Source organism: Marinomonas shanghaiensis, assembly GCF_003259175.1.
GTDB lineage: Bacteria > Pseudomonadota > Gammaproteobacteria > Pseudomonadales > Marinomonadaceae > Marinomonas > Marinomonas shanghaiensis.
This window is the reverse complement of sequence record NZ_QGOK01000016.1, coordinates 93,427-106,592: the sequence shown is the minus strand read 5'-3', so window position 1 is coordinate 106,592 and position 13,166 is coordinate 93,427. Positions and strand designations below refer to the sequence as shown.

Genomic DNA, 13,166 nt, shown 5'->3' with positions numbered 1-13,166 from the left:
ACAAAAACTCAATAGTGATATCTCAACTGAGCGATCAAAATCGCATCATCTTGATATTTATAAACAATTCGGTGTTCATCATTGATGCGACGAGACCAATAGCCTGCAAGGCCATGCTTTAAAGGTTCAGGTTTACCAATCCCTTCATAAGGCTCGCGCTGAATCTCTTTAATCAGCAAATTAATCCGCTTTAATACTTTCTTATCTGTGCTCTGCCAGTAAAGATATTGATCCCAAGCCGCGGTAGAAAACGTGAGTTTCACTCGATTAATTCTCTTTCAACACCTTTCCCAGCTTCCAGTTCAGCAATAGACTCCAACAAAATTCTGGCGTTCGCTGGTGAACGTAGCAAGTAGGTCGTTTCTTGCATGGCTTCATAATCTTCTAACGACATCATCACCACTGGGCTTTCGCTTTTACGCGTGATAATGACTGGCGAATGATCATCACAAACCTTAGCCATTGTCTTAGCCAAGTTAGCCCGAGCAGTGGTATAACTAATAGCATCCATCATTTATTTCCTGTACTTAATTCTGTACCACTGAGTATAAAGTAAACACCTAAAGTAAATCAACAACTCACCCGCAGCCGCGATCAGTGAAACCCTTCTAATCAGGTAGTAACACCAATCCATACCTCGCGTTCCTGCCGCCGCCTTCTAGGCGATATAAACAGCCTTTTTCAACCAAGTCACCAAGGTCTCGAGTGGCGGTGGCTTTGGAGCTGCTGGTGATGCTGATGTATTTTTTGGCACTAAGTTCACCTTCGAAGCCGTCGGATCCAGCATTAAAGAGCTTGTTAAGTACTTTCTTTTGGCGTTCGTTCAGTTCGGTGTGTTGATGTTTTTCCCAAAATCTGGCTTTCTTCAATACAAAGTCGACTTTCTGAGCAGCTTCTTGCTGCGCGAATAGAACGGAGTCGACAAACCATTTTATCCAGTCGGTAATATCTAAATTGAGTTGGCTGGCTTTGTTTAGTCCATCGTAATAGGCGTTTTTGTCTTTCTCGATTATCGTCGATAAGCTGAGTAATGGCGGTCGGTTGAGGTCTTGAGCCAATGCCATTTCGGCAATCGCTCGCCCTACTCGACCGTTGCCATCATCAAATGGGTGGATGGTTTCAAACCACAAGTGCGCAATCGCTGAGCGAACAGGACCAGAGAGAACGATCTCTCTCTCTGCTTTTAATGGGTTCGAGCAGTTAAACCAATCTAGAAATCGGTTTATTTCTGTATCGACTTGATGCGCTGGCGGCGCTTCGTAATGCACTTTCTCATAGCCAATTGGGCCTGAGACGATTTGCATAGGTTCTGTGGAATCTCGCCATTGACCGACTTTAAGGCTACGAGGCAGCAGACTGTTTTCTTGCTGCGGAAGGACTAATTGATGCCAATGAAACAAAGTGGCTTTTGTGAGTTCTCCAGCGAAGCTATTACGCACGTCGACCATCAACGCCGCCATGCCTTCTGCCCGCGGATCAGCGACTCGCGTTGGTGGATTACTCAAGCCTAAGAAGTTCTTGATAGAAGAGCGCACGTCTTCACGATCCAAACGCTCGCCTTCGATCTGGCTAGTGTTTATGGCTTCGCTCACCATGAGGTCGATATAAGCATCGTACTGCAACGTCTTTTCCAGTTGGCCTATTCCACCAGACAAACGACCAGCCTCTAATGCGTACTGATACAAAACATTTTGGCATTGCGTTTCATCAAAGGTGAAGTTTGGCCAATCAGGATGTTGCCAGCTGTATTTCATAATATGAGCCGATTAAGTAAACTATTCAACTCAGGATATCATTATATTATGAGCCGAATAAACTTATTATTCGGCTCAAGGTTTTTATTTAGTCGCCAGCGGAAGTCATCAAGACACAACGCCTGACTTTTCAATGCTATCTTTTCACTTAATCAATTGGACAAAGAACGTTAGAAAAGATACAAAAACCACCAGAGCAACAAACGAATTCAAGAAGGAGCGTAGAGGATTAAAATGGTAGATTTTACAAATGGTAAATGGATTTTTGAGCCAAAATTGAGTGAGGTGAGTCTAGACTCAGTCTCTATAACCACTGAGCCGAACACGGATCTCTGGCAACGTAGCTACTATGGCTTTCGTAATGACAATGCTCCCGCATTACAGATCGAATCTGGTGAAAACTTCACCTTTACCGCAAAAGCCAGTTTTATTTACCAAACTCAATTTGATCAATGTGGTCTTATTATCTATCTCGATAGTGAAAATTGGTTCAAAGCCTCAATTGAATACGAAAACCAAGCATTTTCAAGACTAGGAAGTGTCGTAACGAATTTTGGCTATTCAGATTGGGCCACATCAGACATCCCTCTACCAAAAGAAATCTGGTATCGCTTAAGCCGCCGAGGGGCAGACTTTCTGATTGAATCATCATTTGATGGTATTGTTTTCAATCAAATGCGCGTATTTCATTTGCATCAGCTTGGTGAGACAACAGTCGAAATGGGCAAATGCAACCCGCCACAACCCGCAGAGAAATCGGTAAAATTTGGTGTATATGCGTGCAGCCCTCAGAATTCATCTTTTACCGCTACATTCACCGACATGAGTTTAGAGCCGTGTAAATGGCTAGCCCACTCCGCCTAAACCCAACGTCAAAGATGAAATTTGGCCAATCAGGATGTTGCCAGCTGTCTTTCATCGTGTGAGCCGATTAAGCGAATTATTCGGCTCACATGGGAATTGGTCTAGGAAACCGCCCTCACCAACCAACCTTTCATCTCCTCTAAGTCGTTTTTATGGTCTGGAAAGCGCTCAATAAGCGAGTCGACGCAAGCGGCGATGGCATCTGGTCGATACATTACGCCAATCAGTTTTTCTGCCAGTTGTTCGATTGGATCTGGGAACAAGCTGTCGGTGAAGGTTTGTGCCGCAGTAATGTGCGCGTTATTCAGATCGAGGTGAATCTCCACGCCACCCCATTTAAAGCGTTCGTCTAGCGTGTGGGTAAATTGAGGCGATTTACCAAAGTTCCAATCCCAACTTTGTTGCTGTTCAAATTTTTCAAGGAATCCTGGCAGATCAGGCAAGGCTTCAGGAGAAATTTCTTCTATGACGGGTGTTGTTTCATCAAAGTATTCACAAAACGCTTCGACAATAGCGTCACAGACACGCTGATGGTCAATCGTCGGATACAAGCTGTTTAGGTTGGTGACTCGAGAGCGTACGGAAGTAATGCCTTTCGACTGGAGCTTTTTTACATCAGGATTGAGATAATTGGCTAATCGGCTTAAATCTGCGTGCAGCAATAATGTACCGTGGTGAAAGCCACGATCTTTGGTTTCTTTGTAGGCGGAGCCAGAGAATTTACGCATCTCTTCTCCTTCTCCCACCACTAAATCGTTTCGACCATTGGCGTAGCCTTCAATGCCAAGTTTTTTCAAGCCTTGCAACACTATCTCAGTAGACACTTCTTTGTTGTATTCCGGCTTACCAGCCATGAAGGTGAAATTTGTATTACCCAAATCATGAAAAACCGCGCCGCCACCACTTTGGCGACGCGCAAGATGAATCTTATCTTGCTCCATATTACTAATATTGCATTCTTTCCAAGGGTTCTGAGAGCGACCAATTACCACAGTGTCGGCATTACGCCACAGAAACAACACGCGCTGATCCGCTGGCATAGAGCGAAAAATACAATCCTCTACTGCGAGATTAAAATGAGGGTTATTGGAGTGGGAAAGTAGAATTCGACTAGCCATGACACTTTCTCTTTAAATATCGGTAAATAAGTACACTCGATGTTAATAACATCCGTTCTTATTTACAACGACTTAGTTAGCCGCAAAGAAAAAAGGACAAACATAAAAGGGTAAATCACTTCTAGCGATTTACCCTTTTTAATAAAGACTTAAAAATAAGTGCTTTTATAGTCTAAATTTAGCGACTTCTTGGTTAATTTGTCGCCCTAAATCATGCAATTTTTTAGCCTGTTCGGCGGCAAGTTTGCTTGCATCTGACATCTCATCACCAACACCTCGAATGGTTTCGGTGTTGCGGCTAATTTCAAGTGTAACAGAAGATTGCTCTTCAGCAGCCGTCGCAATTTGTGCTGCCATATCATTGATTTTGTTAATAGAGTCAAGGATTTGTCCCAAACTTAGATTGGCCTCTTCTGCATCTGAAACACTCTGATTGGCCATTTCCTTACCTCTATCGGTCGCTTTGACAGCACTTTCTGCAGAAGCTTGTAAAGACTCAATCATACCTTGAATTTCTTGAGTTGAGCTATGCGTACGTTGCGATAAAACCCTTACCTCATCAGCTACCACAGCAAAGCCGCGACCTTGTTCACCAGCCCTGGCCGCTTCAATTGCTGCGTTTAGTGCAAGCAAGTTAGTTTGCTCAGATATGCCACTAATAGTTGATAAAATAGAGTTAATACTTTGCACATGCTTATTTAAGTCACCAATAATTTGACTTGCTCGGCCCACTTCTTCCGCTAAAATTTCTGTAGAGCGTTGACTTGTCTCAACTTCTTTACGGCCTTTCTCTGTTATCGAAACACAATCTCTAGCAGAATAAGCTGTTTGCTCTGCATTGGTAGATATTTCTTGAGTCGCAGACGCCATCTCTGTCACTGCAGTCGCTATCATGTGAATTTCACTTTGATGGCGTTGCAACCTCTCGTTTTGCTGATCTGATACTTTAGATACACCACCAGCTTCAGACAGCAAATCTTTAGAGGTATCACTCAAACGACTTATAATGCCATGCAACTGCTCGACAAATCGGTTAAAACTCGTAGCCAATTGACCAATTTCATCGCCACTTTTAACCTCTAACCGAATCGTTAGATCTCCATTGCCATTTGCAATTTCATCTAAGCTTTTAGTAATGGTGCTGAGATTTTCCAACATTACCTTCAATAACAAAGACATAATAATCAAAATGACGACCAAGATGATAAAACTAATAATTACCTGACTTATAAGCTGACTGCGTACTGGGGCAAATAATGTCTCTTTATCCATTACTAATATAAGAGACCAGTTTGAATTAGGGATAACTGTCGCATAAATAAGTCGATCACGACCATCTAATGACATATCTTGAAGCGTACGTTTAGAAACAAGTTTCTCTAACAAACTGCCAGCAAAGTTTTCATTTAGCTCTGACGCTTTTTTACTTTGTAATGTCGAATCCGGATGCGCAACTATTTGGTCACTTTTGTCGACCACTACAGCGTAACCATCACCTGGAACGTTGAGCTTACTAACAAAGAGTGTAAGTTGTTCTAGGGTAAGGTTGGCACCAATAGCACCAATAAACTGATTATCTTTTTTTACGGCTTCTGATAATGTAACGACATACTCATTGGTACTGGCAGAAACAAATGGAGATGCCAAAAAGCGTCCATTAGACTCTTTTGCCCCTTTATACCAGCTTCGAACACGAGGATCATAGTTAGGTGGATTCAAATTAGGATCATTGCGATACATTTCGCCTTCTTCATTACCAAAATAAGTAATGGAGAAACCTAACCCTTCTCTGACTTGGTCTAATAATATATAAGGTTTAATTTCAGGATGTTCTGCGATACTTTTCGCTAATTTAGATACCGCATTTTGTCTATCTTTGAGCCAGTTCCCTACGTTATCGCTAAATACTTCAGACACAAGATCAACTTCCCCCTCAAGAGCTGACTCGATATTTTTTTGTAACGTAGTAACACTTTGAATAACTAAAGCTATAAAAAAAACAACAAAACAAATAACAGTAATGACAAGAATTTTTTTGCGTAGTGAGAAATTTTTCATAATACCAATCCATCGACCTTAAAGAGACATGCTTTCGCAGGCACAAATTTCATTTATTTTAATTTTAGATAAGATTTGCATACACCTTCAATAGACTAAAAACGCGCTCCATAGGTCAATAGCTATTACCATCGATCATAGAATAACCAATCAATTAAAGTCAAAAAAACTTAGTTAATTATTGTGAGTTGACGTTAGATTTTGTGTACTAAAAATAGACTCCTATCAATAAATTTTAGGCATAAAAAAACCACGATGTTTTCACACCGTGGTTTTTAGGAAAGAGCCTAATACATTAAATGTATTCGACTTTTTCAATCTCATATATTACTTCACCACTGGGAACTTGAATGGCGACTTCGTCACCTTCCTCTTTCCCGATTATGGCTTTTGCGATTGGCGATGCGTAGGAGATTTTCTTCTCTTTTACATCCGCTTCATCATCACCGACGATCTTATACGTGACGGTTTCTTCGGTATCAACATTAAACAGCGTTACTGTCGTGCCGAAAATCACTTTGCCTGATACTGGCAAAGATTTCACATCAATCACTTGTGAATCAGCCAACTTACCTTCGATCTCTTTAATACGACCTTCAGCAAATCCCTGTTCTTCACGAGCAGCATGATATTCTGCGTTTTCTTTTAAGTCGCCATGTTCACGCGCGGTTGCGATGTCCGAAATCACGCGAGGACGGACGACAGTTTTCAAGTGATTCAGCTCTTCTCTAAGACGAGCTTCACCTTCTACTGTCATTGGTACTTTTTTCATTATTTCCCCAAGTGCAAATCTTGCAGTCTTCTTACTTTTGTTTCACCTGTTAGGCTAATCGCCATACTCGTTGCTTCAGCACCAGCCAATGTCGTAGTGTAACAAACCTTGCGCTGTAAAGCTGTACGACGAATAACAGAAGAATCTGCAATCGCTTGCGTACCAGACGTGGTATTGATGATGTAATCAATCTCGCCATTTTTCATCATATCCACGATATGAGGGCGACCTTCATTCACCTTGTTCACTTTACGAACTTCAACACCATGTTCCGTTAGGTATTTCGCTGTGCCTTCTGTACCAACAAGGTCGAAACCAAGCTCAGCCAGACGACGAGCCACATCAACCGCGCCTTCTTTGTCCATATCACGAACACTGATAAAAGCACGACCAGAGGTTGGCAATACCGTACCACCGCCTAATGCGGCTTTACCAAAGGCCTCAGCAAAAGTATCACCTACACCCATGACTTCACCGGTAGACTTCATTTCAGGCCCAAGAATCGGATCGACGCCTTGGAACTTGTTGAATGGGAAAACCGCTTCTTTCACGCTGAAGTAAGAAGGAATGATTTCTGTGGTGAAACCAAGTTCTTCCAGTGTTTTACCTGCCATCACCAAGGCAGCAACTTGCGCCAAAGAACGACCGATACACTTAGACACGAAAGGCACAGTACGTGATGCACGAGGGTTCACCTCGATCACATAAATCTCGCCATCTTGCACCGCAAGCTGAGTATTCATCAAACCAACAACGCCAAGCTCCAGCGCCATGTTTTTGATCATCTCACGAATGTCATCTTGCACTTCTTTTGACAAAGAATAAGGAGGCAAAGAACACGCAGAGTCACCAGAGTGAACGCCCGCTTGTTCGATATGCTGCATAATGCCGCCAATCACAACTTGCTGGCCATCACTAATACAGTCGATATCAATCTCAATCGCCGCATTCAAGAAGTGATCTAGCAAGACAGGGCTGTCGTTAGACACTTTCACGGCGCTGGTCATGTAACGCATCAATTCTTTTTCGTTATACACGATTTCCATCGCACGACCACCTAGAACATAAGATGGACGAACCACTAGCGGGTAGCCGATTTCAGCGGCTTTCGCAGCCGCTTGATCAACACTGCGAACGGTCGCGTTATGAGGCTGTTTGTAGCCCAAACGCTGAATCATGCTTTGGAAACGCTCACGATCTTCTGCACGGTCAATAGACTCAGGCGTAGTACCAATGATTGGCACGCCTTCGTTTTGCAAGGCACGAGCAATTTTCAGCGGTGTTTGACCACCGAATTGAACGATCACGCCTTTTGGCTTTTCTTTACGAACGATTTCTAACACGTCTTCAAGCGTGACTGGCTCGAAGTACAAACGGTCAGACGTATCGTAATCAGTCGATACGGTTTCAGGGTTACAGTTCACCATAATGGTTTCGTAACCGTCATCGCGTAGGCCTAACGCGGCATGTACACAGCAGTAGTCAAATTCGATACCTTGACCGATACGGTTTGGACCACCACCAAGAATGATGATTTTTTCACGATCCGTTGGCGCTGCTTCACACTCGTCTTCGTACGTTGAGTACATGTAAGCCGTGTTGGTCGCAAATTCTGCCGCACAAGTATCAACACGCTTATAAACCGGGTGAACGTTCATCAAGTAACGACGCTCACGCATCGACTTTTCCGTCACACTCAACAAGCTAGCAAGACGCGCATCAGAGAAACCTTTGCGTTTTAGACGACGAATCACGTCGTACGTCATGTCGATCAGACCTTTGTCTGCCAACGCCGCTTCTTCTTTGATCAAGTCTTCGATTTGCACCAAGAACCAATGGTCAACGCCAGTAGCTTCGTACACTTCATCAACGGTCATACCAGAACGGAAGGCATCACCAATGTACCAAATACGGTCAGAACCCGGAGATTGAAGCTCGTAAGCCAATTTCTCTTTGCTGTTTTCTTCCGCGAAATCCAACTGAGGATTGAAACCGTCAGAACCTACTTCTAAGCCGCGCAAGGCTTTTTGCAAAGACTCTTGGAAAGTACGGCCAATCGCCATCACTTCACCAACCGATTTCATTTGCGTCGTTAGACGATCATTGGCTGTTGGGAATTTCTCAAAAGTGAAACGAGGAATCTTGGTAACAACGTAGTCGATTGCTGGCTCGAAACTCGCTGGTGTTTGGCCGCCAGTGATGTCGTTTTGCAACTCATCAAGGGTGTAACCAATCGCCAATTTCGCCGCGATTTTTGCAATCGGGAAACCCGTTGCTTTCGATGCCAAAGCGGAAGAACGAGACACACGAGGGTTCATCTCGATAACCACCAAACGACCTGTTTTTGGGTCCATACCGAACTGTACGTTGGAACCACCCGTTTCTACACCGATCTCACGCAATACCGCCAAAGAGGCATTACGCATGATTTGATATTCTTTATCGGTCAGGGTTTGTGCTGGCGCAACCGTGATAGAGTCGCCCGTGTGAACGCCCATGGCGTCAAAGTTTTCAATCGCACAAACAATGATGCAGTTGTCTTTTTTGTCGCGGACAACTTCCATCTCGTACTCTTTCCAACCAATCAAAGATTCATCGATGAGCAATTCGTTGGTTGGCGACAAGTCCAAACCACGAGTACAGATTTCGTCGAACTCTTCCATGTTGTACGCGATACCACCACCGGTGCCGCCCATGGTGAAAGAAGGACGGATAATACATGGGAAGCCAACTTCCGCTTGCACTTTCAGCGCTTCTTCCATGTTGTGAGCAATACCCGCACGTGGACATTCAAGACCAATAGAGCGCATCGCTTTATCAAAACGGCTACGATCTTCCGCTTTGTCGATCGCATCGGCTGTTGCACCGATCATTTCCACATTGTATTTTGCTAATACACCGTGACGCTCAAGATCTAAGGCACAGTTCAGTGCCGTTTGACCACCCATCGTCGGTAGAACCGCATCTGGACGCTCTTTTTCAATGATCTTTTCTACGGTTTTCCACTCGATTGGCTCGATGTAAGTCGCATCGGCCATCGCTGGGTCTGTCATGATAGTGGCTGGGTTAGAGTTCACCAGAATAACGCGAAAGCCTTCTTCACGAAGCGCCTTACACGCTTGCGCACCCGAATAGTCAAACTCACAAGCCTGACCGATAACAATAGGGCCCGCACCTAAAATTAAGACGCTTTTTATGTCAGTACGTTTTGGCATAATATTTCGCTCCGCTCCTACTTTTAGGCTTTAGTGGCTTTGATGTTTTCAATAAACTGATCGAACAGAGGCGCCACATCGTGTGGGCCTGGGCTCGCTTCAGGGTGACCTTGGAAGCTGAATGCACTCTTATCAGTACGTGCGATGCCTTGCAAAGAACCATCGAACAAAGATTTGTGAGTCATCACAAGGTTAGCTGGCAAAGTCTCTTCATCTACCGCAAAACCGTGGTTTTGGCTGGTGATCATCACTGTGCCTTTTTCAATCGCTTGCACCGGATGGTTTGCACCGTGGTGACCAAACTTCATTTTCTTCGTTTTCGCGCCAGAAGCCAAAGCCAACAGCTGATGACCAAGACAAATACCAAAAACAGGAATATCCGTTTCTAAAATTTCTTTAATAGCTTGAATCGCATAGTCACAGGGTTCTGGATCACCAGGACCATTTGATAAGAAAACACCATCTGGATTCATCGCCAAAACATCTTTTGCGGGCGTCTTCGCTGGCACCACCGTTAAACGGCAGCCACGCTCAACCAACATACGCAAAATGTTACGTTTTACACCGTAGTCATAAGCCACTACGTGGAAATCAAAAGATTCTGGTGTGGTGTGACCTTTCACAAGATCCCACGTAGACTCTGTCCATTGGTACGCTTTCTCAACCGTTACTTCTTTGGCTAGATCCATGCCCTTCAAGCCTGGGAACGCCTTGGCAGCAGCAACCGCAGCCGCTTCATCTAGGTTTTCACCTGCCATGATGCAACCAGCTAATGCGCCTTTCTCACGTAGAATACGCGTTAGCTTACGTGTATCGATGTCAGCAATACCCACCACGCCTTTGCGTTTCAAATAAGAGTCTAGAGACTCTTGTGAACGCCAGCTACTTGCTACTAGAGGAAGATCACGAATGATCAAGCCTTCACACCAAATTTTGTCGGATTCTTCGTCTTCAGAGTTAACGCCAGTATTCCCGATGTGGGGATAGGTCAGGGTGACCATTTGTCGAGCATAGGAAGGATCAGTAAGAATCTCTTGATAACCAGTCATCGAAGTGTTAAATACCACTTCAGCCGTTGAGGAGCCATCTGCTCCGATCGACACCCCTTTAAAAATCGTGCCGTCTTCCAGAGCCAGAATCGCTGATGTTGCCAAAGGAACCTCCCATTTAGAGCCTTTCAGGTTGCAAAAAAGCGAGATAAACCGGCGGCTCATCTCGCTTTTAAGAAATTGCGTTTTTGCCGTGCATCTGTTGATGGATAACCAACAGATCTCGCGTTCAAAAAATCTGCCTAATTCTACTCTTATACGCCTTTAGCGTCCACCGAATTGCCGCCAAATCTGGTAAAAACACGGAATTTGCCTGCATTTTTTCTTGACTTCTTAGTCAAGAATAAGCAAGACGCAAAATAACCTCTTTAGCACAACAATCCATCGGCCACATTTTTAGCGGCATCGTATCCCTTTAAGTTACCCAACACAGTCAATGAGAAAACCATCGCCGCCGCAGGACCTTTACCAGTCAAAATATTACCGTCCATCACCACAGGCTCATTGGCAATGTATTCTGCGCCAATCAGTCCTTTTTCAAATCCTGGGTAACAGGTTGCTTGTTTATCAACCACAAAACCATGGGTACCAAATACCACGGCTGGTGACGCACAAATCGCCGCTAATAAAGCGTCTTGAATGTCATGTTTTTCCAACATATCGATCAGCAATTCGCAATCACGCAAATGTTCCGCTCCGGGCATGCCACCCGCCAGCACAACCGCATCAAAAATCTGATCCGCCACATCGGTCAATACCACATCAGCCTCGAGCTTTGTGCCATGCGCCATCACAATGTGCTTTGACTCATGAATACTCGCCACCGTAACGTCTACACCGCCACGTCGCAATACATCGATAATCGTAATGGCCTCAATATCTTCATTGCCATTAGCAATAGGAACCAATACCTTGCTCATACTTTACCTCTTTCCAATACATTAAATTCATAAAAGCGTTAAACAACGACTTCGTTTAAAGGCTTTCTATTTTCAGTGTAAACAAACAGGCCGCTTCGCGCCCGAGCGCTGTTTGCCCTTTTTTTTCTATTTGATAATAATTTTTCCGACGCCCAACCAACTCGAACCCCATGGATTCGTAAAGCAAAATAGCGCCGTGATTCGACTCGCGCACTTCTAACAAGAGCTCATTAACGCCTTGCTGCACGACCGCATCTGACCAAACCATGATCAACTTTCTAGCCAGCCCCTGTCTACGGAAAGAGGAATCAATCACAATTAATTCTAATTCGGACTGATCAAGCACCACCGATGCAGTTAACCATCCAACGATGGATTTTTGTGTGGCATCCCCTAATTCAACCAGCCAATTTTGGCGTATCTGCAACGCCTCCGCGACTAAACCTTCCCCCCAAGAATGAGGGTTAGACAAGGCATCAAGCTGAATAATGGGCTGTAAATCGGACTCCGTCGCCAGACGAATAGAAATAGAAGGTATCATAAAATAGAACGCCTCATGGAAGGCTAAAGATTAACGGAAAAGGCTCGACTGCATAACGTCCCATGCTTCCTTGCGCAATTCGGGGATACGATACAACTCAGACAAACTGACAATACGCGCGGTAGGATAGTGTTTTAATGGGCTTTCAGGTGCTAAGTCTTCCACCAGCTGAGTGATTTGTGCACCAGCCAGTACCAACAATGGCGTGTCAGGAAAGTCTTTTACTAAACGCCCCACATAACTTTCCAAGGCGCCAAATAACCAATCTGTGCGCTTCCAAAAATGGGGATTTTTCAAAGCACCTGGCCACGAAAATGCACTGCCCTGCCATTCATTAATCGGCTGTTTCAATAAGGCTTGACCCATTTTTAACGCCAAACGTTCTATCTCTTCCGCTTGAGAGAATACTTCGGGTACATCGCTCAAAATCAACAGCTTATTTGATAAAGCATAAGCATAAATATTGAGCCGCGTGATGTGAGTATTCAAAGCTGGATCTGGCTCAACCACAATATCGACAGCCAACTCTTCGATTGGCTGTAAATCTTCAACAATGATTTCCGGTCCTGCATTTAACTGTTCACGCAAATGATGCACCAAGGGGTCTTTCTCATCCGTAGCGCGTTTCTCAACTGGAACAGAAACGGGTTCTACTGCCTTAAACCCCGCAGATGATGGCGGCGGAACAAAGCCCGCAGCGGCCTCAACGGCAATCGGCCAGGGCTGAATCGGCATAAACACCGTCCCTGTCACGCTGTCTGAAGAAGACAGCCAAGACACCACCCCCATTTGCGCTAAGCAATGCGTTTGAAAAGCCTGTTGAGGTGGTAATTCGCGGGACATAATAACCTTAATCGCAGTCGTAAAAGTGCACA

12 protein-coding genes are annotated in these 13,166 nt (G+C 44.5%); 1 reads left to right on the top strand and 11 read right to left on the bottom strand.

Annotated features, from left to right (window positions below; genetic code table 11):
* Nucleotides 1–8: 8 nt before the first annotated feature.
* The 3 genes from DKT73_RS13730 to DKT73_RS13720 all read right to left on the bottom strand — a co-directional run bounded on the left by DKT73_RS13730 (nt 9) and on the right by DKT73_RS13720 (nt 1,754).
* Entirely contained in the window at nt 9–263 is a 255-nt protein-coding gene (locus DKT73_RS13730) for a Txe/YoeB family addiction module toxin (protein ID WP_111639127.1), read from the bottom strand.
* A complete protein-coding gene (locus tag DKT73_RS13725) occupies nt 260–511 on the bottom strand; it encodes a type II toxin-antitoxin system Phd/YefM family antitoxin (RefSeq protein WP_111639126.1) in 252 nt (83 codons plus the stop codon). Before DKT73_RS13725 ends, DKT73_RS13730 begins: the two co-directional genes overlap by 4 nt.
* A gap of 97 nt (nt 512–608) precedes the next feature.
* Nucleotides 609–1,754: a Fic family protein gene (locus tag DKT73_RS13720; RefSeq protein ID WP_111639125.1), complete on the bottom strand. Its 1,146-nt coding sequence runs from the start codon at nt 1,752–1,754 to the stop codon at nt 609–611.
* Nucleotides 1,755–1,988: 234 nt separating this feature from the next.
* On the opposite strand from DKT73_RS13720, the gene DKT73_RS13715 reads away from it, so the two are divergent.
* Nucleotides 1,989–2,618 carry a DUF1349 domain-containing protein gene (locus tag DKT73_RS13715; RefSeq protein WP_198666627.1) on the top strand — a complete coding sequence of 210 codons (630 nt, stop codon included), beginning with the start codon at nt 1,989–1,991 and terminating at the stop codon, nt 2,616–2,618.
* Nucleotides 2,619–2,719: 101 nt separating this feature from the next.
* Here the strand turns inward: DKT73_RS13715 and DKT73_RS13710 are convergent, their stop codons facing one another.
* The 8 genes from DKT73_RS13710 to DKT73_RS13675 form a co-directional block, all read right to left on the bottom strand.
* A complete protein-coding gene (locus tag DKT73_RS13710) occupies nt 2,720–3,736 on the bottom strand; it encodes a lipoate--protein ligase (protein WP_111639123.1) in 1,017 nt (338 codons plus the stop codon).
* A gap of 165 nt (nt 3,737–3,901) precedes the next feature.
* Nucleotides 3,902–5,794: a methyl-accepting chemotaxis protein gene (locus tag DKT73_RS13705; protein WP_111639122.1), complete on the bottom strand. Its 1,893-nt coding sequence runs from the start codon at nt 5,792–5,794 to the stop codon at nt 3,902–3,904.
* Nucleotides 5,795–6,089: 295 nt separating this feature from the next.
* A complete protein-coding gene (gene greA / locus DKT73_RS13700) occupies nt 6,090–6,566 on the bottom strand; it encodes a transcription elongation factor GreA (RefSeq protein WP_111639121.1) in 477 nt (158 codons plus the stop codon).
* The gene (carB, locus tag DKT73_RS13695; protein ID WP_111639120.1) at nt 6,566–9,781 is read right to left on the bottom strand and encodes a carbamoyl-phosphate synthase large subunit; all 3,216 of its coding nucleotides are present in this window, start codon (nt 9,779–9,781) and stop codon (nt 6,566–6,568) included. The genes greA and carB overlap by 1 nt, the downstream gene beginning before the upstream one ends.
* 23 nt (nt 9,782–9,804) lie before the next feature.
* Nucleotides 9,805–10,935 carry a glutamine-hydrolyzing carbamoyl-phosphate synthase small subunit gene (gene carA, locus DKT73_RS13690; protein WP_111639154.1) on the bottom strand — a complete coding sequence of 377 codons (1,131 nt, stop codon included), beginning with the start codon at nt 10,933–10,935 and terminating at the stop codon, nt 9,805–9,807.
* A 263-nt stretch (nt 10,936–11,198) separates the two neighbouring features.
* Complete coding sequence (locus DKT73_RS13685; protein ID WP_111639119.1) at nt 11,199–11,750, bottom strand: DJ-1 family glyoxalase III; 552 nt, start codon at nt 11,748–11,750, stop codon at nt 11,199–11,201.
* A gap of 55 nt (nt 11,751–11,805) precedes the next feature.
* Nucleotides 11,806–12,291, bottom strand: coding sequence for a GNAT family N-acetyltransferase (locus DKT73_RS13680; RefSeq protein ID WP_111639118.1), 486 nt, complete (start codon nt 12,289–12,291; stop codon nt 11,806–11,808).
* Nucleotides 12,292–12,321: 30 nt separating this feature from the next.
* Complete coding sequence (locus tag DKT73_RS13675; protein WP_111639117.1) at nt 12,322–13,134, bottom strand: hypothetical protein; 813 nt, start codon at nt 13,132–13,134, stop codon at nt 12,322–12,324.
* Nucleotides 13,135–13,166 lie beyond the last annotated feature (32 nt).

What these genes read in the sequence shown, in the direction of transcription:
- DKT73_RS13725 (WP_111639126.1), bottom strand. Translation starts at nt 511, where the DNA reads ATGGATGCTATTAGTTATACCACTGCTCGGGCTAACTTGGCTAAGACA.
- DKT73_RS13675 (WP_111639117.1), bottom strand. Translation starts at nt 13,134, where the DNA reads ATGTCCCGCGAATTACCACCTCAACAGGCTTTTCAAACGCATTGCTTA.
- greA (WP_111639121.1), bottom strand. Translation starts at nt 6,566, where the DNA reads ATGAAAAAAGTACCAATGACAGTAGAAGGTGAAGCTCGTCTTAGAGAA.
- DKT73_RS13720 (WP_111639125.1), bottom strand. Translation starts at nt 1,754, where the DNA reads ATGAAATACAGCTGGCAACATCCTGATTGGCCAAACTTCACCTTTGAT.
- carB (WP_111639120.1), bottom strand. Translation starts at nt 9,781, where the DNA reads ATGCCAAAACGTACTGACATAAAAAGCGTCTTAATTTTAGGTGCGGGC.
- DKT73_RS13705 (WP_111639122.1), bottom strand. Translation starts at nt 5,794, where the DNA reads ATGAAAAATTTCTCACTACGCAAAAAAATTCTTGTCATTACTGTTATT.
- DKT73_RS13685 (WP_111639119.1), bottom strand. Translation starts at nt 11,750, where the DNA reads ATGAGCAAGGTATTGGTTCCTATTGCTAATGGCAATGAAGATATTGAG.
- DKT73_RS13680 (WP_111639118.1), bottom strand. Translation starts at nt 12,291, where the DNA reads ATGATACCTTCTATTTCTATTCGTCTGGCGACGGAGTCCGATTTACAG.
- DKT73_RS13715 (WP_198666627.1), top strand. Translation starts at nt 1,989, where the DNA reads ATGGTAGATTTTACAAATGGTAAATGGATTTTTGAGCCAAAATTGAGT.
- DKT73_RS13710 (WP_111639123.1), bottom strand. Translation starts at nt 3,736, where the DNA reads ATGGCTAGTCGAATTCTACTTTCCCACTCCAATAACCCTCATTTTAAT.